Annotated in this window: 21 protein-coding genes; 3 read left to right on the top strand and 18 right to left on the bottom strand. The window is 61.2% G+C overall.

Translation table 11 applies throughout. The features are described 5' to 3' along the window. Nucleotide 1: 1 nt before the first annotated feature. Genes ABI546_RS09015 through ruvC form a run of 3 tightly spaced genes read left to right on the top strand, consistent with a single transcriptional unit; the run spans nt 2 to nt 2,205 of the window. Nucleotides 2-634: a lysophospholipid acyltransferase family protein gene (locus ABI546_RS09015; RefSeq protein WP_348046224.1), complete on the top strand. Its 633-nt coding sequence runs from the start codon at nt 2-4 to the stop codon at nt 632-634. Continuing rightward, complete coding sequence (locus ABI546_RS09020; protein WP_348046226.1) at nt 634-1,614, top strand: phosphatidate cytidylyltransferase; 981 nt, start codon at nt 634-636, stop codon at nt 1,612-1,614. Before ABI546_RS09015 ends, ABI546_RS09020 begins: the two co-directional genes overlap by 1 nt. A gap of 42 nt (nt 1,615-1,656) precedes the next feature. Next, nucleotides 1,657-2,205 (top strand): crossover junction endodeoxyribonuclease RuvC, encoded by a 549-nt coding sequence (gene ruvC / locus ABI546_RS09025; RefSeq protein WP_348046228.1) that lies wholly within the window; start codon nt 1,657-1,659, stop codon nt 2,203-2,205. A gap of 80 nt (nt 2,206-2,285) precedes the next feature. Here the strand turns inward: ruvC and ABI546_RS09030 are convergent, their stop codons facing one another. From ABI546_RS09030 to mraZ, 18 genes are all read right to left on the bottom strand, one after another. Beyond that, nucleotides 2,286-2,708 carry a hypothetical protein gene (locus ABI546_RS09030; RefSeq protein ID WP_348046230.1) on the bottom strand — a complete coding sequence of 141 codons (423 nt, stop codon included), beginning with the start codon at nt 2,706-2,708 and terminating at the stop codon, nt 2,286-2,288. A gap of 141 nt (nt 2,709-2,849) precedes the next feature. Beyond that, complete coding sequence (locus tag ABI546_RS09035) at nt 2,850-3,026, bottom strand: hypothetical protein (RefSeq protein WP_348046232.1); 177 nt, start codon at nt 3,024-3,026, stop codon at nt 2,850-2,852. Nucleotides 3,027-3,047: 21 nt separating this feature from the next. After that, entirely contained in the window at nt 3,048-3,971 is a 924-nt protein-coding gene (gene lpxC / locus ABI546_RS09040) for a UDP-3-O-acyl-N-acetylglucosamine deacetylase (protein WP_348046234.1), read from the bottom strand. Between the two features lie 235 nt (nt 3,972-4,206). Further along, nucleotides 4,207-5,433 (bottom strand): cell division protein FtsZ, encoded by a 1,227-nt coding sequence (gene ftsZ / locus ABI546_RS09045; protein WP_348046236.1) that lies wholly within the window; start codon nt 5,431-5,433, stop codon nt 4,207-4,209. Between the two features lie 145 nt (nt 5,434-5,578). Continuing rightward, nucleotides 5,579-6,808, bottom strand: a complete 1,230-nt coding sequence (ftsA, locus tag ABI546_RS09050) for a cell division protein FtsA (RefSeq protein ID WP_348046238.1) — start codon at nt 6,806-6,808, stop codon at nt 5,579-5,581. A gap of 4 nt (nt 6,809-6,812) precedes the next feature. Further along, complete coding sequence (locus ABI546_RS09055; protein ID WP_348046337.1) at nt 6,813-7,604, bottom strand: cell division protein FtsQ/DivIB; 792 nt, start codon at nt 7,602-7,604, stop codon at nt 6,813-6,815. An 8-nt stretch (nt 7,605-7,612) separates the two neighbouring features. After that, the gene (locus tag ABI546_RS09060) at nt 7,613-8,590 is read right to left on the bottom strand and encodes a D-alanine--D-alanine ligase (RefSeq protein WP_348046240.1); all 978 of its coding nucleotides are present in this window, start codon (nt 8,588-8,590) and stop codon (nt 7,613-7,615) included. Further along, the gene (murC, locus tag ABI546_RS09065) at nt 8,587-9,993 is read right to left on the bottom strand and encodes a UDP-N-acetylmuramate--L-alanine ligase (RefSeq protein WP_348046242.1); all 1,407 of its coding nucleotides are present in this window, start codon (nt 9,991-9,993) and stop codon (nt 8,587-8,589) included. Before murC ends, ABI546_RS09060 begins: the two co-directional genes overlap by 4 nt. Beyond that, the gene (gene murG, locus ABI546_RS09070) at nt 9,990-11,072 is read right to left on the bottom strand and encodes an undecaprenyldiphospho-muramoylpentapeptide beta-N-acetylglucosaminyltransferase (RefSeq protein WP_348046244.1); all 1,083 of its coding nucleotides are present in this window, start codon (nt 11,070-11,072) and stop codon (nt 9,990-9,992) included. Before murG ends, murC begins: the two co-directional genes overlap by 4 nt. After that, a complete protein-coding gene (ftsW, locus tag ABI546_RS09075; RefSeq protein ID WP_348046246.1) occupies nt 11,069-12,325 on the bottom strand; it encodes a putative lipid II flippase FtsW in 1,257 nt (418 codons plus the stop codon). Before ftsW ends, murG begins: the two co-directional genes overlap by 4 nt. Continuing rightward, entirely contained in the window at nt 12,322-14,124 is a 1,803-nt protein-coding gene (gene murD / locus ABI546_RS09080; protein WP_348046248.1) for a UDP-N-acetylmuramoyl-L-alanine--D-glutamate ligase, read from the bottom strand. The genes ftsW and murD overlap by 4 nt, the downstream gene beginning before the upstream one ends. 5 nt (nt 14,125-14,129) lie before the next feature. Next, nucleotides 14,130-15,308 carry a phospho-N-acetylmuramoyl-pentapeptide-transferase gene (mraY, locus tag ABI546_RS09085; protein ID WP_348046250.1) on the bottom strand — a complete coding sequence of 393 codons (1,179 nt, stop codon included), beginning with the start codon at nt 15,306-15,308 and terminating at the stop codon, nt 14,130-14,132. Then, nucleotides 15,298-16,707 (bottom strand): UDP-N-acetylmuramoyl-tripeptide--D-alanyl-D-alanine ligase, encoded by a 1,410-nt coding sequence (murF, locus tag ABI546_RS09090; RefSeq protein ID WP_348046251.1) that lies wholly within the window; start codon nt 16,705-16,707, stop codon nt 15,298-15,300. Before murF ends, mraY begins: the two co-directional genes overlap by 11 nt. Then, on the bottom strand, nt 16,704-18,203 hold the full coding sequence (locus ABI546_RS09095) for a UDP-N-acetylmuramoyl-L-alanyl-D-glutamate--2,6-diaminopimelate ligase (protein ID WP_348046253.1): 1,500 nt from the start codon (nt 18,201-18,203) through the stop codon (nt 16,704-16,706). The genes murF and ABI546_RS09095 overlap by 4 nt, the downstream gene beginning before the upstream one ends. Next, nucleotides 18,200-19,933: a penicillin-binding protein 2 gene (locus ABI546_RS09100; RefSeq protein WP_348046255.1), complete on the bottom strand. Its 1,734-nt coding sequence runs from the start codon at nt 19,931-19,933 to the stop codon at nt 18,200-18,202. Before ABI546_RS09100 ends, ABI546_RS09095 begins: the two co-directional genes overlap by 4 nt. Beyond that, nucleotides 19,930-20,238: a cell division protein FtsL gene (gene ftsL, locus ABI546_RS09105; RefSeq protein WP_348046257.1), complete on the bottom strand. Its 309-nt coding sequence runs from the start codon at nt 20,236-20,238 to the stop codon at nt 19,930-19,932. The genes ABI546_RS09100 and ftsL overlap by 4 nt, the downstream gene beginning before the upstream one ends. Nucleotides 20,239-20,503: 265 nt before the next feature. Next, a complete protein-coding gene (gene rsmH / locus ABI546_RS09110; protein ID WP_348046259.1) occupies nt 20,504-21,421 on the bottom strand; it encodes a 16S rRNA (cytosine(1402)-N(4))-methyltransferase RsmH in 918 nt (305 codons plus the stop codon). A 9-nt stretch (nt 21,422-21,430) separates the two neighbouring features. After that, on the bottom strand, nt 21,431-21,859 hold the full coding sequence (gene mraZ, locus ABI546_RS09115; protein WP_348046338.1) for a division/cell wall cluster transcriptional repressor MraZ: 429 nt from the start codon (nt 21,857-21,859) through the stop codon (nt 21,431-21,433). Nucleotides 21,860-22,248 lie beyond the last annotated feature (389 nt).

The raw sequence follows: 22,248 nt of genomic DNA on the forward strand, positions 1-22,248 counted from the left end.
TATGAGCGACAACCTCTCTCCTCTGCTGGCCAAGCTGGTGGGTCTTTTCCTGCTGGGGTTGATCCGCACCCTGACGGGTGCGCAAGCTCGCTGGCAGGGCTGCCCGCCCAAGGCCGAGCAGCGTATTTATTTTGCCAACCACCAGAGCCACGCCGACCTGGTGCTGATGTGGGCAGCGCTCCCCGAGGAGCTGCGCGGTATCACCCGCCCTATTGCGGCGAAAGATTACTGGACCAAGACGCCGTTCAGGAAATGGATCACCACGGCGGTATTCAACGCCATCTATGTGGACCGCGCAAAAACCGGCGACCAGGATCCGCTGGAGCCGTTGATCGAGGCGCTCACCAACGGCGACTCCATCATCCTGTTCCCTGAAGGCACGCGCGGCAACCACGAAGAACCCCAGAAATTCAAGGCCGGCCTGTACAACCTAGCGCTCAAGTTTCCCCACGTGGTGCTGGTGCCGGCCTGGATCAACAACGTGCAGCGCGTCATGCCCAAGGGCGAAGTCGTGCCTGTGCCCATCCTGTGTTCGGTCACCTTCGGCGCGCCGATTGCGCTGGGCGATGGTGAAGACCGCGGCGAATTCCTGGCGCGCGCACGCCAGGCAGTCATGGACCTGCGGGAATCCTGATGAACACTTTTTTGCGCAACCTTTCGCCCTCGCACCAGGTAGGCCTGCTGTTCCTGCTGGTGTTCGGCATCCTGACCCTCATCAGCATGACCGCGTTCGTGATGTCGCTCAAGGACACACAAGAGGACGACTTGCACACCCAGAAGCTCAAGGAGTTCAACGGCCTGCTGCGTACTTCGTGGTTCATGTCCACGGTGTTCTGGATCGGCTGGACGCTGGGCGAAACCGTAGCGACCGTGCTGTTCGGCATGGTGGCCTTTTTTGCGCTGCGCGAGTTCATCACCTTGTCTCCCACCCGGCAGGGCGACCACCGCAGCCTGGTGCTGGCCTTTTTTGTGGTGCTGCCGGTGCAATTTGCGCTGGTCATTACGCGGCACTTTGACCTGGTGACCGTGTTCATTCCCGTGTACGTGTTCCTGGCGATTCCGGTGGTCAGCGCACTGGCCGATGACCCGCACCGTTTCCTCGAACGCAACGCCAAGCTGCAATGGGGCATCATGGTCTGCGTCTACGGCATCAGCCACGTGCCCGCCCTGCTGCTGCTGAAGTTTCCCAATTACCAGGGCAAGAATGCCTTTCTCGTGTTCTTCCTGGTGTTTGTGGTGCAAAGCTGCATGATTGTTCAGCACTTGGTGGGCCGCAAACTCAGGCGGCCGGGCAGCGCGCCCAATGTCAGCAAAAGCTTTAACTGGACCAGCTGGCTCATCGCCGTCGTTGTGGCCAGCCTGCTGGGCGGCCTGCTGGCGGGCCTTACGCCCTTCAAGCCCGCGCAAGCGGTGGCCATGGCCTTCATTGCCTGCGTATCAGGCTCGCTGGGGCACTTGGTGATGAAAGCCCTCAAGCGAGACCGCGGCATTCCCAACTGGGGCAACCGCGGCGTGGGCGTCACCGGCGCCAGCGGGCTGCTGGACCGGGTCGATGCGCTGTGTTTCGGCGCGCCGATATTCTTTCACTCGGTTCGATGGTATTTTGGCCTGTAGCCCAATGAACACGAGCGCAAGCAGCTACCAAATGCATAGCAAATGAGAATCCTCGGAATCGACCCTGGCCTGCAAATTGCGGGTTTTGGCGTAATTGACATGGACGGCCAACACCTGCGCTATGTGGCCAGCGGCACCATCAAGACCACGCACATGGAACGCAGCGATCTGCCGGGCCGCCTGAAAGTGCTGTTTGAAGGCGTCTGCGAAGTGGTGGAGCGCTACCAGCCCGACGCGGCGTCAGTCGAGATTGTCTTTGTCAACGTCAACCCGCAGGCCACGCTACTGCTCGGGCAAGCGCGTGGAGCCTGCATCACGGCCTTGGTCTCACGTCAGCTGTCTGTAGCCGAATACACTGCCCTGCAGCTGAAGAAAGCGGTGGCAGGCTACGGCAAGGCAGGCAAGGCCGAAATGCAGGAAATGGTCATGCGGTTGCTGAAATTGCCTTCCCTGCCAGGCAAGGACGCTGCCGATGCACTGGGGCTCGCGATCACCCATGCCCATGTTGGCACCGCCATGCAAAGGCTGGCCAATGCTGCGGGCACGACCATCAAGACAACGGGAAGCTACAGGGATGGGCGAAGCCGCTAGGCGACGGTGAAAGCCGGTAAGCCCCCCCACGACCGGCATACCGCAGCGTTCGCACGCGCCAACCGTCAGATCAACGCAGATTAGCGACCGCTGTATTCGGCCATCACGTCTTCAAAGGAAGGGTTCGACTTGGCCTTTCCGCGCACCAACACAATGGGCAGTTCGCCGTTCATGATGGCCGTGATGCGTTGGGCGTCGGCGGGATCACCACTGGCCACCGTGAAACTGACACTGTGGGTACGGCTAACAGGAATTCCTTTGCTGGAGAGCTGTTCGGCCAGACTGTCAGCCCGACGGGCCGCATCCTCCGGGCAATCCTCAGCGGCAATGACCTGAACCGTGCCGGAGCCTCCCCCGCTCGTACCAGGCAACAGGACAAATCCATTTGAGCTTCTGGCGGAGCTGGTTGAGGCCACCGGGGGCTGGCCCTCACGGTGCTTGGTCCAGTACTGATAACCGAAACCAGCCAGGCCCAGAACGATAAAAATTTTGATGACGTTCATTTATCCATCTCCGCGATCATGCCAGTGGGGTAGCAAGTTGACGTTGGGCCACTATAGCGGGCAAGGCTTACAACCGGCCCCAGGCGCCAGCCTTCGCTGGCAGAAATCGAACGGGTTCAAACGACTGTGATGTCGGCACGCTTATGCCAGGCGTTCCAATATCAGTACGGCGAAAAATCCAAAAGCAGCGATCAGCGTCCATTTGAGAATGGTGAGGCCGAAACGTTTGAAACGTACCTGTCCGGTGCCGGCGTAGAACATGAACGACACCACAGCCGCCAGCAGGAAAAGCAGAATGAGCCAGCGAAACAGCAGCATGGGCGGGACTTGGTCGGTCGCTTACCAGGCACGCGCCAGAGTTGCAAAACCCTGCGGTGCTTTTTTCTCGTCCTCGAAGGTGACGACTTCGTAGGCGTCCTTGTGCGACAGCAACTCGCGCAGCAACTTGTTGTTCATCGCATGGCCCGAGCGGAACGCGCTATAGGCAGCCAGCAGCGGCTTGCCCAGCAAATAGAGGTCACCCATGGCGTCGAGGATTTTGTGCTTCACGAACTCGTCGTTGTAGCGCAGCCCGTCGCTGTTGAGTACCTTGTAGTCGTCCATGACGATGGCGTTGTCCAGCCCGCCACCCAGTGCCAGGCCGTTGGCGCGCATCATCTCAACGTCTTTGGTGAAGCCGAAGGTGCGAGCCCGTGCGATGTCGCGCGTATAGGCGCCAGAGCCCATGTCGAACTCCACGCGCTGGCCGGTGGAGTCCACCGCGGGGTGGTCGAAATTAATTTCAAAACTGAGCTTGTAGCCTTCATAAGGACTCAGGCGCGCCCACTTGGCGGTCACGCCCTCGCCTTCCCGAACTTCCACCGGTTTGATCACGCGGATGAAACGCTTGGGTGTGGCCTGCAGCGCAATGCCGGCAGACTGCAGCAAAAATACAAAGGAGGAGGCCGAACCGTCAAGAATGGGGACTTCTTCCGCAGTGATATCGACATACAGGTTGTCGATGCCCAGGCCGGCGCATGCCGACATCAGATGCTCCACCGTATGCACTTTGGCGCCGCCGCTCGAGATGGTGGAGGCCAGCCGGGTGTCCGTCACTGCCTGTGCCGAGATGGCAATATCCACCGGCTGGGGCAGATCCACCCGGCGAAACACGATGCCGGTATCCGGCGCCGCGGGGCGCAGGGTCAGCTCAACCCGCTGCCCGCTGTGCAGGCCCACGCCGACGGCCTTGGTGAGGGATTTAAGGGTTCTTTGAGCAAGCATGCTATCTATTTTAGTTTGCGCAAGGCCATTTCAAGGGTAGGGGATAGCAATGCCGCACATAGCCACAGTTCATTGATCCGCCGCCAGCGACGTGCCCCCGGCTCACCACCCCACGGCGATTAATCGAATGGAAAGCGTAGCGAGCGACCCGAGGTTGAGGCGAGGAGCGGAACCGTACTCAGGTACGGTGAGCACCACAGCCTCAAGATCGGGCCGCGCAGTAGCTTTACATCGATTAATCGGCTTGCTTGCGCAGAAAAGCCGGGATCTCAAAGTCGTCCATGCCGCCGGATGCCAAGGCATCCACCTTCGCCGCCGCCTGCGTGCGGTTGGTACGCCACACGCTGGGCACCGACATGTTGCCGTAGTCCGGCTGGGCCGAACCCATGGCCGTCTGTGGAGCGCCAACGTTCGCCGTGGTGTTCAGGGTAGGCACATTGAAAGGCACGTTGTCGGTGCCGGTGCGCAGCACCTGCAGCGGCGGCGCATGGCGACGCACGCCCTGGCGGGAAAGACCCGTTGCAACCACGGTCACACGGATGTCGTCACCGAGCTCGTCGTCGTAGGCCGTGCCGTAGATCACATGCGCATCGGGCGACGCATAAGCGCGAATGGTGTTCATCGCCAGCTTGGATTCGCTCAGCTTGAGCGAACCCTTCGCTGCGGTGATCAGCACCAGTACGCCCTTGGCACCGGAAAGGTCGATACCTTCAAGCAACGGGCAGGCCACGGCTTGCTCGGCGGCGATGCGCGCACGATCAGGGCCGTTGGCCTTGGCCGTTCCCATCATGGCCTTGCCGGGTTCACCCATCACGGTGCGCACGTCTTCAAAGTCAACGTTGACGTGGCCGGGAACATTGATGATCTCGGCGATGCCGCCCACGGCATTTTTCAACACGTCGTTGGCATGGGCGAAAGCTTCGTCCTGCGTCACATCGTCGCCCAGCACTTCGAGCAGCTTTTCGTTAAGCACCACGATCAGTGAATCAACATTCGCCTCGAGTTCCGCCAGCCCGAGGTCGGCATTGGTCATGCGGCGGCCGCCTTCGAAGTCAAACGGCTTGGTCACCACGCCGACCGTCAGGATGCCCATTTCCTTGGCCACACGCGCGATCACCGGCGCGGCGCCGGTGCCGGTGCCACCGCCCATGCCGGCCGTGATGAACAGCATGTGCGCGCCGGCAATGGCGCTGCGAATGTCGTCCACTGCCAGTTCGGCCGCATCGCGGCCCTTGTCGGGCTTGCTGCCTGCGCCCAGTCCGCTGGCGCCCAGCTGGATGGTCTTGTGCGCGCTGCCACGGCTGAGTGCCTGCGCGTCGGTATTGGCGCAGATGAATTCGACGCCTTGCACGCCGCAATCAATCATGTGCCCGACAGCGTTGCCGCCGCCGCCGCCGACACCGATCACCTTGATCTGTGTGCCTTGGTTGAATTCTTCAATTTCAATCATTTCGATGCTCATTGGGAGCCTCCTAATCAATAAACTGCAGTTGCCAAAATTGGGATGTTTTATTTATGCTTGACACGAAAGATTTACGCAGGAGGGTCCGCCCCGCCGGAATGCATGCAACGTGATGGCCTGCCGATGAAAGTGGAATAGATGTTCATCAGAAATTCCCCACAAACCAGTCTTTGACCCGGCCGAATGCGTTGTGCACACTGCCCGCCTTTTGCGACACCTTATAGCCGCGCATGCGGGCCAGCCGGGCCTCTTCAAGCAAGCCCATTACCGTGGCAGCGCGGGCCTGAGCCACCATGTCCGACAGCGCACTGGAATAGCGTGGCATGCCCCGGCGCACCGGTTTGAGAAAAATGTCTTCGCCGAGCTCCACCATGCCGGGCATGACAGCGCTGCCTCCGGTGATGACGATGCCCGAGGACAGCACTTCTTCGTACCCGGATTCACGAATCACCTGCTGGACCAGTGAAAAAATTTCTTCGATGCGCGGCTCGATCACGCCTGCCAACGCCTGCTTGCTGAGCATGCGCGGGCCGCGGTCGCCCAGGCCGGGCACTTCCACTTGTTGGTCCGGATCGGCCAGCAGCTGCTTGGCATAGCCGCTTTCGACCTTGATGTCTTCGGCGTCCTTGGTGGGTGTACGCAGCGCCATGGCGATGTCGCTGGTGATCAGGTCACCTGCAATCGGGATCACCGCGGTGTGCCGGATAGCGCCGCCCGTGAAAATGGCGACATCGGTGGTGCCGGCGCCGATGTCGACCATTGCCACACCCAGCTCCTGCTCGTCCTGCGTCAGCACCGCCAGGCTTGAAGCAAGCGGATTGAGCATGAGCTGGTCGACCTCAAGCCCGCAGCGCCGCACGCATTTGATGATGTTTTCGGCAGCGCTCTGCGCGCCCGTCACGATGTGCACCTTGGCCTCCAGGCGGATGCCGCTCATGCCGATGGGTTCGCGCACGTCCTGGCCGTCAATCACGAACTCCTGCGGCTCGACCAACAGCAATCGCTGGTCGGTAGAGATGTTGATTGCCTTAGCCGTTTCAATCACGCGCGCCACATCGGCCTGGGTGACCTCCTTGTCCTTGACCGCGACCATGCCGCTGGAGTTGATGCCGCGGATATGGCTGCCGGTAATGCCGGTGTAGACGCGCGCGATCTTGCAGTCGGCCATCAACTCAGCCTCTTTAAGCGCCTGCTGGATGCTTTGCACCGTGGCATCAATGTTGACAACCACTCCTCGCTTGAGCCCGTTGCTCGACGCGATGCCCAGGCCGGCAAGCTTGAGCTCGCCGCCCGGCATGACCTCGGCCACCACCGCCATGACCTTGCTGGTTCCGATGTCCAACCCGACCACCAGATCTTTGTATTCCTTGGCCATATGTTTACCTTTTTTTCTTTCCGTCGTCTTTGTCTGCAGGGCTTCCCGTGGTGACACCCCGGAGCCTGATCGCGTATCCGTTGCCGTAACGCAGGTCGGCGGACTCCAGGTCCCGTCCGTAGCGGGATGAGACCTGCGTCACGGTGGCGATAAAGCGGCTCGTGCGCGCCTTTATTTCATCCAACGTGCCGTGCCCAAGCTCGATGACGGCGCCGCTGTCCAGCTGGGCTCGCCAACCGCCCTGACCGGTCATCTGCAATTGCTCCAGCGTGGCATCCGTTTCATCGAACATCGGCGCCAGCGTTTGATAAGCCTGCAGCACTTGCTGCGCCTGTCCCTGCGGACCACTGAGGACGGGAAGGTCTTCGGCCTCTACCTCACCCTGGTTGGCTTCAAACACCTCGCCAAAAGTATTGACCAGCCGGGCATCACCTTCTGCACCCCAAATAGCCGCCGGTTTGTGTTCCTGCAATACCACCCTCAACCGGTTGGGAAATTCGCGTTGCACCACCGCCCGGCGCACCCAGGGCACTGACTCGAACACCGCGCGCGTGGCGCCCAGGTCGACCGTGAAGAAATTGCCCGCCAGACGGGGCGCTACGTTGGCGCGCAGGGTCACTGCGTTGTTGTGAAGCAGGTCGCCTTGTACGCGAATGGCGCTCAGGCTGAACAGGGACTGCCGCATCAGCCAGGTCACGCCCAAAGCCACGACCATGGCGGCAAACGCCAGGCCCAGAACCACCGAGAAGGTGTTCATGAGCTTGACGTCCAGCGGCAAAGGCGTGGGCAGGGGCATGGTTCGGCTCAAGTGGCGCCTCCTCCGTGCTTTTGGTGGTCGAGCGAAGCTGTCTTCAGCACCAGCACGCAAAGGTCTTCATAAGAGATGCCGGCCGCGCGGGCGGACATGGGCACCAGGGAATGGCTGGTCATGCCGGGTGAGGTGTTGATCTCCAGCAGGTACGGCTTGCGCGTGACCTTGTCGATCATCACGTCGGCGCGACCCCACCCACGACAGTTAAGGACGCGAAAGGTGTCCAGCACCAGTTGCTGGATGACGGCCTCTTCGCCTTCCGGCAAGCCGCAAGGCACCAGGTACTGCGTGCTGTCGGTGAAGTACTTGTTCTGGTAGTCGTAGTTGCCGTCCGGCGCGACGATGCGGATGACAGGCAGCGCACGCGCCTCAGCACCTGTGCCCAGCACGGGACAGGTCACTTCGTCACCGCTGATGAACTGTTCGCAGAGAATATCGGCGTCGAGTTTTTCGGCCTGCGCCACGGCATCGGCCATGCCTAGACGTTCCGTCACCTTGGTCAGACCGATGGAAGAGCCTTCGCGCGCCGGCTTGACGATCAGCGGCAGGCCGAGCGCATCCGGCAAGGCAGCGATGTCGGCAGCGCCATACGCGCCACGGCGCAACAGACGGTATTGCGGTGTTGGCAACCCTTCGGAAATCAGCACGCGCTTGGTCATGACCTTGTCGATGGCCATGCTGGAAGCCATGACACCTGAACCGGTATAGGGAATGCCCAGCAACTCGAGTGCGCCTTGGACAGTGCCGTCTTCCCCAAAGCGCCCGTGCAATGCAATGAAGCAGCGCTCGAATCCTTCGTTCTTCAGCTCGCTGAGGTCACGCTCAGCCGGATCGAAGGCATGGGCGTCTACGCCGCGAGAGCGGAGCGCCTTCAGCACGCCGCTGCCCGACATCAGCGAGACGTCTCGCTCCGCCGACATGCCGCCCATCAGGACGGCGACTTTTCCGAATTTCACCGTGTTCTCTTTCATGCGGCGGACTCCAGCATCTCAACCACTTTGGCGGGCACCTGTCCAATCGACCCAGCGCCCATGCACATCACGACATCGCCGGCCAGTGCGTTGTCCAGAATGGCTTGCGGCATGGCGTCGATCTCGTCAACGAAAACAGGTTCCACCTTGCCGGTCACACGCAACGCGCGCGCCAGTGAACGCCCGTCGGCCGCCACGATAGGCGCTTCGCCGGCGGCGTACACCTCGGACAGCAGCACCGCATCGGCGTTGCCGATCACCTTGACGAAATCCTCAAAACAATCGCGCGTGCGGGTATAGCGGTGCGGCTGGAAGGCCAGCACCAGCCGGCGTCCGGGGAAGGCGCCGCGCGCAGCCGCCAATGTCGCAGCCACCTCGACAGGATGGTGGCCGTAGTCTTCAATCACGGTGAAATGCCCGCCACCTTTGGCAGGCAAATCGCCGTAACTCTGGAAGCGCCGGCCCACACCGCTGAACTCAGCCAGCGCTTTTTGCACTGCCGCGTCGGGTATGTTGAGTTCGACCGCGATGGCAATCGCTGACAGCGCATTGAGCACGTTGTGCTCGCCGGCCAGATTGAGTACGACGTCCATGTCAGGCAGGGTCACGCCATTGCGGCGTTGCGCCGTGAAATGCATCTGCGCGCCCACCGGCCGCACATTGACGGCGCGCACTTGTGCGTCTTCGCCAAAGCCATAGCTGGTGATGGGGCAAGAAACTTGCGGCACGATGTCGCGCACGGCTGGGTCGTCGGTGCACAAAATCGCCGTGCCATAAAAGGGCATGCGGTGCAGGAAGTCGACAAAGGCCTTCTTGAGATTGCCGAAATCGTGGCCGTAGGTTTCCATGTGATCGGCGTCGATATTGGTAACAACCGCCATCACAGGCAGCAGGTTCAGGAAGGAAGCGTCTGACTCGTCTGCCTCGACCACGATGTAGTCGCCCGAACCGAGCTTGGCGTTGGCGCCGGCACTGTTGAGCCGCCCACCAATGACAAAGGTCGGGTCCAGGCCGCCTTCTGCCAGCACACTGGCCACCAGACTGGTGGTGGTGGTCTTGCCGTGCGTTCCCGCGATAGCAATGCCCTGCTTCAGGCGCATCAACTCGGCCAGCATCAACGCGCGCGGGACCACAGGAATGCGCTTTTCACGCGCCGCCAGCACTTCGGGGTTGTCCGCCTGCACGGCGGTAGAGGTCACCACCGCATCAACCTTGGCAAGGTTGCCGGCCGTGTGGCCCACAAAGGTTTTGATGCCGAGCTTGGCCAGGCGACGCAGCGTCGGGCTGTCCGACAGATCGGAGCCTGAGATGGCATAACCCAGGTTGTGTAGCACTTCGGCAATGCCGGACATGCCGGCGCCGCCCAGCCCAATGAAGTGAATGTTCTTGATGGCGTGTTTCATGTTGCCAGCTCCTCGCAGGCGGCGACCACACAGGCCGTAGCTTCTGTTTTTTGCATGTTTTTGGCCTGTAGGGCGCACTGGACGAGCGCAGGGCGCTCTGTTTTTTGTAGCATTTGCGCCAAGGTCGCGGGGCTGAGATCGCGTTGTTGAATCAGCCAGCCACCGCCCTGGTCCACCAGGAACTTCGCGTTGGCCGTCTGGTGGTCATCGACCGCGGCAGGAAATGGAACAAACAATGCCGCAGCACCTACGGCCGCGATTTCGGTCACCGTGCTGGCACCTGCGCGGCAAATGACCAGATCGGCATCAGCAAAAGCCTGCGCAGTGTCTTCAATAAAAGGCGTGAGTTCAGCCTGCACACCGGCCGCCGCGTAATTTGCACGAAGCGCCTCGATCTGCAGGGCACCACTTTGATGGATCACCTGCGGCCGGTTCGCTTCAGGAATCAAGGCCAGAGCCTGAGGCACAAGTTCGTTCAAGCTCCGGGCACCCAGGCTGCCCCCGACCACCAACAGCTTCAGGGGACCACTGCGCCCGGCGAAGCGGGCTTCCGGGCCAGGTTGCCGGGTGAACGCGGGGCGCAGCGGGTTGCCTATCCACTCGGCTTTGGGCAGCACATTCGGGAACGCGGTAAAGACACGGTCCGCCACGCTCGCCAGCACTTTGTTGACCATGCCGGCCACCGAATTTTGCTCATGCAACACCAGGGGCTTGCCCAACAGCACGCTCATCATTCCGGCCGGAAAGCTAATGTAGCCACCCAGACCGACCACCACATCGGGCTTGACGCGACGCACCGCCTGAATGCTTTGCCAGAACGCCTTGAGCAGACGCATCGGAAGCAACACCAGCGTGGCCGGGCCTTTGCCCCGCACTCCAGAAAAATCAATGGACTCAAAGGGGAAACCGCGCGGCGGCACCAGCTGGCTTTCCATGCTGGGGCGTTGGCTGCTTCCGCGTCCGCCCAGCCAGTGCACACGCCAGCCGCGTTCACGCAGGGCTTCAGCCACGGCCAGGCCCGGAAAGATGTGCCCGCCCGTTCCGCCGGCCATCACGAGAGCGCAGTGCTGCTTGCTCATGCACGTCTCCCTCTCATGAGCAGGCGGTTCTCATAGTCGATCCGTAGCACCACGGCCAGGGAAATGAGGTTCATCAGGATCGCCGAGCCGCCGTAGCTCATCAGTGGCAGGGTCAAGCCTTTGGTCGGCAACGCGCCCAGGTTGACGCCGATGTTGATGAAGGTCTGAAAACCCATCCAGATGCCGACACCCTGTGCTACCAGGCCGGCGAACAGCCGGTCCAGCGCGATCGACTGCCGGCCGATATGCATGATGCGTCGGGTCATCCACATGAACATGCCGATCACGGTCAGCACACCGATCAGACCAAACTCTTCCCCGATCACAGCCATCAGGAAGTCGGTGTGCGCTTCAGGCAGCCAGTGCAGTTTTTCAATGCTGCCGCCCAGTCCCACGCCAAAAATCTCCCCCCGACCAAAAGCAATCAGGGAGTGCGAAAGCTGGTAACCCTTGCCCATGGAGTATTTGTCGCTCCAGGGGTCGAGGTAGGCAAAAATCCGTTCCCGCCGCCATTCACTGAGCATGACCATCAGCCCGAAGGCGACGACCACGACGGCCGCAATCACGAAGAACATGCGTGCATTGACGCCACCGAGAAAGAGAATGCCCATGGCGATGACCGAGATCACCATGAAGGCGCCCATGTCGGGCTCAGCCAGCAACAACAATCCGACAATTGCTATGGCGACGGCCATGGGCATCACGGCGCGGAAGAAGCGCTCCTTCACTTCCATCTTGCGGACCATGTAATCCGCGGCATAAAGGAGGACCGCAAATTTCGCCAGCTCGGAAGGCTGGAAGTTCATGATGCCCAGCGAGATCCAGCGGCGCGCACCATTAACACCTTTCCCGATGAAAGGCACCAGCACCAATATCAACAGGAGCAGAGACAGCACAAACAACCAGGGGGCCAATTTTTCCCACGTGGCCAGCGGCACCTGGAATGCCAGAACAGCAACGATAAATGCCACCACGAGCGACAGGACGTGGCGCATCAGGAAATGCGTATGCGCATAACGCGCGAACTTCGGGTTGTCCGGCATGGCCACAGAGGCCGAGTACACCATCACCAGGCCCCACATCAGCAAGGCCACGGTGACCCAGAGAAGCGCCTGGTCAAAACCGGCCATCTTCACAGGGGGCGCAGCCAGCGTTTGCGATCGGCTGTGGCCACCGAGCTGAACGGGAAGCACTTCCGATGCGGCTTTTCCCACCCCGGAGAACCAGCCAAAGAAGCGTGTGGCAGCGGTCACAGCACGCTCCCCTTTTCCTGCGCCAACGCCTGGACAGCTTCGCAAAATACTTTAGCGCGGTGCTCGTAGTTGTCGAACATGTCAAAGCTGGCGCACGCAGGCGACATCAATACGGCATCCCCTGTCGTCGCTTGTTGCGCCGCCAAAGTCACAGCCTCTTCCATCGATGCGGCGTCGAGCATCGGAATATTGCGCGGCAAGGCTTCCTTGATCAGGGGTGCATCGCGCCCTATCAACACCACTGCCCGAACATGGCGCTGCACGGGATCTGCCAGAGGAGAGAAGTCCTGTCCCTTGCCTTCGCCGCCCAGAATCAGCACCAGCTTGCGCTCCAGGCCCAACCCCGTCAGCGCCGCCACGGTGGCGCCCACATTGGTGCCCTTGCTGTCGTCGAAATACTCGACATCGTCGACGATTGCCACCGATTCCACGCGGTGCGGTTCACCACGGTATTCGCGCAGACCATGCAACATCGGCGCCAGGTTGCACCCCGCAGCCACAGCCAGGCCCAGCGCCGCCAGGACGTTGGTGGCGTTATGCCGGCCGCGTATGCGCAGGGCTTCAATCGGCATCAAGCGCTGCACATGCAGCTCCACCTCTTCGTCCTTGCGGCGCTTGACGGTTTCGTCGGCCTCGGCAGCACGCACCAGCCAGGGCATGCCGTTGACGGTTTCAATGCCGTAGTCGCCGGGACGCTGCGGCTCGCCGGCACCGAAGGTGGCATGAGGGCGCAGCTGCGGCGGCTTGAGGCGCACCTTGACGGGCGGTGGCAGCATGGCCATCACGCGGGCGTCGTCACGGTTGAGCAGCATGAAGGTGCTACTGCCGAATACTTTGGCTTTCGCGGCGACATAGGCGTCCATGTCGCTGTGCCAGTCGAGGTGGTCCTGCGTGATGTTGAGCACCACGGCGGCCGTTGGTTCAAAGCCTTGCACGTCGGCCAGCTGGAAGCTGGACAGCTCCAGCACCCAGACCTGCGGCAGGGTTTGCGCGTCCATGTGGGCCGACAGCGTATCGAGCAGTGTGGGGCCGATATTGCCAGCTACAGCCACGGTTTTTCCGGCCCGCTGCACCAGCTGACCTAAGAGTGAAGTCACCGTGGTTTTGCCGTTGGTTCCCGTAATAGCCAGCACCGCCGGGCGATAGCCCGGGGCCCGTTCGGCCTGAACCAGGGCTAGCAACGCGGCGGGCAGCGCAGCATCTTCACCGGCTTCGTCGGGACCAGGTTCACCACCCACCGACTCCTCTGTGGATGCCTTTGGCAGTTCGCCGGAAGTTTCGACCATCGCAGCGATTTCAGCCTCAGGCGGACCGGACGCATCGGTTACCGCGGCTTCATCCGTGGTGTCGGTCGTGTCATTAGCATCCGATACATCGAGCAAAGGCAATTCGATCGGCAACCCGGAAGATGCCGTGATTTCGGCGGACTCTTCAGCCGCCTCGGCAGCCGGCGGCTCGCGCAAGTCAGCCAGAGCCTGCGAGAACAGGTCCAGCTCCCCGCCCACAGGCAGGCTCATGGCGCGCGCGGCGTCGGCCACGGGCGCGATGGTCTCGGGCGTCAAGCCAGGCGAGCGGTAGACGGCACGCACCGCCGTGCCCTGCACCAGTTCCGGCGTGAAGGCGCCGCCCACAAATTCCACTCCCGGCAACTCCTCGCGCAGCGTGGCGAGCAAAGGCGGCGCTTCGCGTGTGTCGGCAACCGTCACGTGTGCCCCATGGCGAACGCACCATCGCGCCATGGCCAGGCCGGACGCACCCAGGCCCAGGATCAACACGGTTTGGTCTTGTAAATGCCGCATGCCTGTTACCTGAGCTTCAAGGTGGAAAGGCCGATGAGGCACAGCAGCATGGTGATGATCCAGAAACGCACGACCACCTGCGTTTCCTTCCAACCGCTTTTCTCGAAGTGGTGGTGCAGCGGCGCCATCTTGAGGATGCGGCGGCCTTCGCCATAACGTTTCTTGGTGTACTTGAACCAGGTCACCTGCATCATCACGGAGAGAGCCTCGACGACGAAGATGCCGCCCATGATGGCCAGTACGATTTCCTGGCGCACGATGACCGCGATGGTGCCCAGGGCGGCGCCGAGCGCCAACGCGCCGACATCGCCCATGAAGACCTGGGCCGGGTGCGTGTTGAACCACAAAAAGGCCAAGCCGGCACCCGCCATGGCAGAGCAAAAAATCAGCAACTCACCCGAGCCGGGGATATGCGGGAAGAAAAGGTATTTGGAATACACGGAGCTGCCGGTGACATACGCAAACACGCCAAGCGCTGAACCCACCATGACCACGGGCATGATGGCCAAGCCATCCAGCCCGTCCGTCAGGTTGACGGCATTGCTGGAGCCGACGATCACCAGATAAGTCAGGATCACGAAACCGAAGACGCCAAGCGGATAGCTGACTTCCTTGACGAAGGGAACCAGCAAGCCGGCCTTGGGCGGCAGGTTCACGTCAAAGCCTGACTGCACCCAGCTGAAGAACAGCTCCAGCACGCGCATGTTGGAACTTTCAGAAATGCTAAACACCAGATACAACGCCGCGATCAGACCGATGACGGACTGCCAGAGGTATTTTTCGCGGGAGCGCATGCCTTCGGGATCTTTGTGCACAACCTTGCGCCAGTCGTCCGCCCAGCCGATTGCACCAAAGCCCAGCGTGACGATGAGCACGATCCAGACAAAGCGGTTGGAGAGATCGAACCACAGCAGCGTAGAAATGCCGATGGCCAGCAAGATCAACACACCGCCCATAGTGGGCGTGCCGCTCTTGCTCAGGTGCGTCTGCATCGCGTACTGGCGGATGGGCTGACCGATCTTGAGCGAAATGAGCCGCCTGATCACGAACGGTCCGGCCAGCAGACCGATCAGCAGCGCCGTGAGCGCGGCCATAACGGCGCGAAATGTCAAATACTGAAACACCCGAAAGAACCCGAACTCGGGGGAGATTGACTGGAGCCACTGGGCCAGACTAAGCAGCATGGGGCTCTTCCTTTGGACTTTGATTTTGTTGGATTGGATCTTGCGCGTGGGCCGCGACGGCCTGGACCACACGCTCCATCTTCATGAAACGGGAACCCTTCACCAACAGGCTACCGGTGATGGGGAGTTCGGCCAGTACGGCAGCGATAAGTGCGTCCACGTCGTCGAAGGCCTGGCCCTGTCCAAAAGCGGCTGCAGCGGTCCTGGACAGCTCACCCAAGGTAAACAGCTTTTCAATTCCTGAAGCGCGCGCGTGCCGCCCGGCTTCGTCGTGGAACTGCGGGCCCTGGTCGCCGACCTCACCCATGTCACCCATCACCATCAGACGCGGCCCGGGCAGTTCAGCGAGAACCTCCAGAGCGGCATGCATGGAATCCGGATTGGCGTTGTAGGTGTCATCGACCAATGTCAACACGCGGCCGGACAAAGGCACTGCGATAGCGCGTGAACGGCCCTTGACGGGAACAAAGGCGGACAGGCCTGTGGAGATGGCAGACAGCGGAGCCCCCGCAGCCAGTACGCTGGCAGTGGCTGCCAGCGCATTCTTAACGTTATGCCGGCCGGCGATATGCAAAGAGAAATCGACCGTGCCTGCCGGCGTGGTGGCTGCCACCTTCCAGCAACCGCCATCCCATTGCGCCGTGCCCGTGACGTCGGCAAGACCTGCCAGCGCAAAAGTAAGGACCTTGCGTGACCCCGCGAGGCTTCGCCAGAGAGGGGTGTAATCATCATCTGCAGGGAAGACCGCTGTCCCGGCCGCTTCCAGCGACTGGAACACCGAGCCGTTCTCGCGGGCTACCGCCTCGACCGTTGCCATGAATTCCAGGTGTTCACGCTGCGCGTTGTTGACCAACGCGACCGTGGGCTTGGCCAACTCGGCGAGGTAGGCGATTTCGCCGGGGTGGTTCATGCCCAGCTCAACCACGCCGGCCTCGTGCGCCGCCGACAGGCGCAACAAGGTGAGTGGCACGCCGATATCGTTGTTGAGATTTCCTTCGGTCGAGAACGCCTTGTCAGCCTTCCAGGCTCGCAGGATGGCCGCGATCATTTGGGTGACGGTGGTTTTTCCGTTGCTGCCCGTCACCGCTATGAGAGGCAGGCGAAATTGTGATCGCCAGCCGGCGGCCAACCGCCCCAGCGCCAGGCGGGTGTCGGGTACTTCAAGGCCTGGCAAATTCGCTTCGACCAGGCCTTGGTGGGCGATGGCCGCAACCGCGCCCTGCGCCTTGGCCTGCGCGAGGAACGCGTGGGCGTCGAAGCGCTCGCCTTTTAGCGCAATGAATAGATCTCCGCCCTGCAAGCTGCGCGTGTCGGTGTTCACCCGCAAAGCGTTCACGCCGCCGTCACCCACCAGCCGGGCAGAAGGCAGCCAGCCCAGAGCCTGCTGCAGTGTCATCATGCCGCGCCTCCTCCCGATGTGTGTCCGACCGCAGTGGTGTCAAGCAGCGCCTGTGCATGGGCTCGGTCAGAAAACCGCAGTTTCACACCCGCCACCTCTTGAAAACTCTCATGTCCCTTGCCTGCAAGCAACACCACATCTTGCGGTTGAGCCAAACTCAAGGCATGCGCGATGGCTGCAGCCCTGTCGGCCTGGACATGGACCGCATCCCTATGGCTCAAACCCAGCAAGACCTGGCAAATGATGGCCAACGGGTTTTCACTGCGCGGGTTGTCGCTGGTCACGACCACTTGGTCCGCATTCTTTTCAGCCACTGCCGCCATCAGGGGGCGCTTGGTGGCGTCCCGGTCTCCGCCGCAACCAAATACGCACCAGAGCTGGCCGCCACGGTGCGACGCTACCGGCCTGAGTGCCAGCAATATTTTTTCCATCGCGTCGGGGGTGTGGGCATAGTCAACCACCACCAACGGCTTCCCTGGTACGGCAAGGGTCTCGGCACGCCCAGGAACCGGCAGCAAACCCGTGCAAGCTCCCACCGCTTCGGTCAGGGAAATACCCATTGCGCGAAGCGCGGCCAGGACTCCGAGCAAATTGGAAACGTTGTACTGGCCCACCACCTGCGCGCGAACCTTGTGGCGCTCAACGCCCTCGACCACATCGAAGCTCACAGCATCCGCTCCGTGTTCAATGTCGCGCGCCAGCAGCCGCGCAGGCTCTGCGCACGATACCGTCCAGACATCAAGGCCACTGCTGGCGAGCGAGTCGTGGAGTTCGGCGCCTCTGGCATCGTCGATATTGATGACCGCAGCCTTGAGACCAGGCCAGCCAAACAGTGACGCTTTGGCCGCCCAGTAGCCCTCCATGGAGGCGTGGTAGTCAAGGTGGTCCTGGGTGAAATTGGTAAAAATGGCCACTTCAATGGCGGTGGCATCCAGGCGATGTTCAACCAGACCGATTGAGGAGGCTTCGATCGCACAGGCAGCAAAGCCTTCGTCGGCAAAGCGCCGCAACGCCTGCTGCAACAGCACCGGATCAGGCGTCGTCAGGCCGTTGGACTCCATGGCATCGGGCTCACCAATGCCGAGCGTTCCGATCAGTCCGCATCTGCGGCCCAGGCGACCCAGTGCCTGTGCCAACCACCAGGCCGTGGAAGTTTTTCCATTGGTACCAGTGACGGCGGAAATTCTCAACTGCCGGCTGGGCTCGTTGAAATAGGCGGCGGCAATCGGCCCGGTCGCGGCTTTGAGTCCGGCGTATTCGGCAATTTTTCCGTCCGGGAAGGCATACGCCGCCGCGCCGTCTTGTTCAACCAGGCAGGCGGTAACACCGGCAGCGAGGGCAGCACCAACAAATTGACGACCGTCTGTCGCGGCGCCAGGCCATGCAATGAAGCCATCGCCCGTGGTTACCTTGCGGCTGTCCGTCCATAGCTTGCCGGTGACGCGGTCACGCAGCCAGCTTGCAGCCTGGACCGGGGTGTGAAGCTGCGCGCTCAAAACGACTCCTCCACGGCCTGGGTGGTGATTTGCGGCTTGACGCTCATGTCGGGCTGCACGCCCATCATGCGCAGCGTCTGCTGCACTACTTCGCTGAAAACAGGCGCAGCGGCCACGCCGCCGAAGTAGTTGCCGTCGCTCGGTTCGTCGATCATGACGCCGACAATGATGCGCGGCGCCTCGATGGGCGCCATGCCGGTAAACCAGGCTCGGTATTTGTTGGTGGCATAACCCTTACCGACCTGCTTGTGTGCCGTACCCGACTTGCCGCCTACCGAATAGCCGACTGTTTGCGCCAGAGGACCCGTGCCGCCCGGAGCAGCGGCCATCTGCAGCATCCGGCGAACGGCGTGCGCGTTCTGCGCGGAAAAAACCTGCACGCCCACCGCGGGCTCGCTGCTCTTGAGCATGGTGACCGGAATAATCTGGCCGTCGTGTGCGAAGGCGGTATAGGAGTGCGCCATCTGGAACAGTGAAGCTGACAGACCGTAGCCATAGGCCATCGTCGCCTGCTCGACAGGGCGCCAGGTTTTCCAGGGGCGGACGCGCCCCGTGACAGCGCCGGGAAACTGGATCTGCGGTTTTTGCCCATAACCCAGCGCGGTATAGGTGTCCCACATTTCCTGCGGGGTCATCTTTTGGGCAATCTTCAATGCCCCGACGTTGCTGGATTTCTGGATCACGCCTTCAACCGTCAGCGTGCCGTAATTGTGGGTGTCACTGATGGTGAAGCCACCGATGTTGTAGCGCCCGGGCCCGGTTTCGATGATGGTTTGGGGCTTGATGCGCCCCGCCTCGAGCGCCATGGCCACCGTGATCGGCTTCATGGTCGAACCCGGCTCGAAGGTGTCGGTGAGAGCCCGGTTGCGCAGCTGCTCGCCGGTGAGGTTTTTTCGTTTGTCGGGCACATAGCTGGGGTAGTTCACCAGCGCCAGTACTTCGCCGGTGGTGGAGTCCAGCACAACGACGCTGCCGGCCCGGGCTTTGCGCGCGATGACCGCGTCACGCAGCTTCTGGTACGCGAAGAATTGCACCTTGCTGTCGATACTCAGCTGGATGTCCTTGCCTTCAACGGGATGCACTTGCTCGCCGACATCCTCGACGACACGGCCCAGGCGGTCTTTGATCACGCGGCGCGAACCGGCCTTGCCGGCCAGGTCCTTGTTGAAGGTCAGTTCAATGCCTTCCTGGCCACGGTCTTCGACGTTGGTGAATCCCACGACGTGGGCCACGGTTTCGCCTTCGGGGTACTGGCGTTTGTACTCTTTGCGCTGGTAGATGCCCTTGATGCCCAGTGCATGAATTTTCTGGGCCACCGGTTCATCGACCTGGCGCTTGAGCCAAACGAAAGTCTTGTCTTCGTCACCGAGTTTTTTGCTCAGCTCAGTCTGCGGCATTTCCAGCAGCCGGGCCAACTCCGCCAGCTGGGATTTGCTGGCCTCAACATCCTCCGGAATGGCCCAGATACTGGGTGCTGGCACGCTGGACGCCAGGATCAGGCCGTTGCGATCCAGGATACGGCCTCGGTTGGCAGGCAACTCCAGCGTGCGCGCAAAACGCACCTCGCCCTGCCGCTGAAAGAACTCATTGCCGAAAATCTGGATGTATGCGGCACGCCCCGCCAGCCCGATAAAAGCCAGGGCAATCCCGGCCACAATGAATTTGCTGCGCCAGACGGGCGTCTTGCTCGCCAGCAAGGGGCTGGATGAGTAAAGAACGCTGCGGCTCATGGCGTGACGCCCTCTGGCGCCGACGCCGGTGTTGCCGTGGCGTCCTTGTAGGTCACGTATTGCGTAATAGCCGGCGTGACCATACGCATCTGCAATCGCTCCTTCGCCAGTTTTTCCACCTTGAGGGGCGTCGCCTGGGCACGCTTTTCCACCTGCAGCCGCTCGTTGTCTGTTTCGAGTTTCCGGCTCTCGGCCGCAGCCTTCTCCAGCTCGACATAGAGACGGCGCGACTCATACTGGGTGCGCACCAGATACAGCGCGCTGGCCAATACGGCGAGGAGCAGCAGCAGGTTCAGGCGAGCCATATGGCCCCCACGCTTGTCGCTGCGCGTACTGCGCTGCCCCCCGAGGGGGTCGCGTTTTTCCTTGGGGCGGCCCGGCGGGAAAACATGGCCCCCACGCTTGTCGCTGCGCGTACTGCGCTGCCCCCCGAGGGGGTCGCGTTTTTCCTCGGGGCGGCCCGGCGGGAAAACATGGCGCCCACGCTTGTCGCTGCGCCTGCGGCCCGGCAAAACCGGTTCCGCGGCCCTCGCTTGCAAGGAATCCCCCCTTTTTTGCGCATCGATTTGCTCATGCGGTCACCTCGGTGCGTTCGGCGATTCGCATCACAGCGCTGCGGGAGCGCGGATTGCCGGCCACTTCTTCTTCGCTGGGCATGGTGCGGCCCAGAGCTTTGAGCTGCATGAGTTTGGGCTCAGCGAAAGGCGCGCGGCGGTCGAACACCTCGCGGGAATGCGTGGCAATGAATTGCTTGACGATGCGGTCTTCGAGCGAGTGAAAACTGATCACCACCAGACGGCCTCCCGGTTGGAGAACTTTCAGCGACGCGGCTAACGCCTGTTGCAGCTCTTCAAGCTCGGCGTTGATGAAAATCCGAAGAGCCTGAAATGTGCGCGTTGCAGGGTCCTTGCCCGGCTCGCGGGTTTTGACCGCACCAGCCACGACTTCGGCCAGCTCAGCGGTGGTTCGAAGAGGGCCCCGTTCCTGTCGGCGACGATCAATCGCCTTTGCAATCTGTTGAGCAAACCGTTCTTCGCCATATTCACGAATCACCTCCGCCATGGTTTCTATGGATGCATCTGCCAGCCATTCGGCCACGCTCTGGCCGCGCGTGGTGTCCATGCGCATGTCCAGCGGGCCCTCTTGCCGAAAGGAAAAACCGCGTACCGGATTGTCGATCTGCGGTGAACTCACGCCCAGGTCCATCAGCACGCCGGCCGCGCTTGCGGCAGGCAGTTGCCCAAGATGCATGAAGCCTTCGTGGCGGATGGAAAACCGCGGGTCGGCGATGGTTTGCGCTTCGGCGATGGCGTCGAGGTCCTTGTCGAAGGCGGTCAGCCGGCCCTGCGCCGACAGACGCGAGAGCAGCAGACGGGAGTGCCCACCGCGCCCGAAAGTCGCGTCGATGTAGTGGCCGTCCGGGTTGACAAGAAGCGCCGCAATGGCTTCGTTCAACAAGACGGTGCGGTGTGTCCATGTACCGTTCACCGTCTTCTTTCAGAACGAGAAATCTCTGAAGACGTCGGGCATCTCGCCCTTCATCTGCTCCGCCTCCTGGGCTGCGTAGGTGGCGGCGTCCCACAGCTCAAAGTAACTTCCCATGCCAAGCAGCACGGTGTCTTTGCTGATGCCGGCTGCTGCGCGCAATTCGGGCGATACCAGCACACGGCCAGTGGCGTCCATCTCAACGTCCATCGCGTTGCCCAGGAAAATTCGTTTCCACCACTGTGCCTGCATGGGAAGCGAGGCAATACGCTCGCGAAACTTCTCCCACTCATTGCGAGGGAAAATCATGAGGCACCCGTGCGGGTGTTTGGTGATGGTGAGTTGGCCGGAAGCGGTGGCGCTCAGGACGTCACGATGCCGGGTCGGCACAGAGAGCCGACCTTTCGTATCGAGAGCTAATGATGAGGCACCTTGAAACACTGCTACAAACCCTTGGAGAACACTTTTCACCACTAAATTGCACTTCTTCCCACTTTAGCAGGAAACCATTTGCAAGCAAGGGATTTGAAACAAATTTTTTCAATGAAATCAAGGACTTAGGAAGACATGTGGATGAAGCACAATTTCAAAACTTGTTCTAAATTAAGCACTTAGAAGATGCAGTGAAAGTATTGCTTTAAGGGTTTGCCGTTGCGGCACACCCAGCGCGAGAGAAAGGGAACTATTCCCCTCCCGTACAGCGTTAGCGATCATCTTCAACGCGACTAGCGCAGCTGGATGGCGCTGATAACTGCCGAAAACCACTACAGGGAGTGTGTTTGCAGAACTTTAAGAGGAAGAAGCCCGCTCAAAGTCGAAAGAAGCTTGAC

This window comes from Polaromonas sp., from assembly GCF_039932935.1.
In the GTDB taxonomy this organism is placed as follows: domain Bacteria; phylum Pseudomonadota; class Gammaproteobacteria; order Burkholderiales; family Burkholderiaceae_C; genus Polaromonas.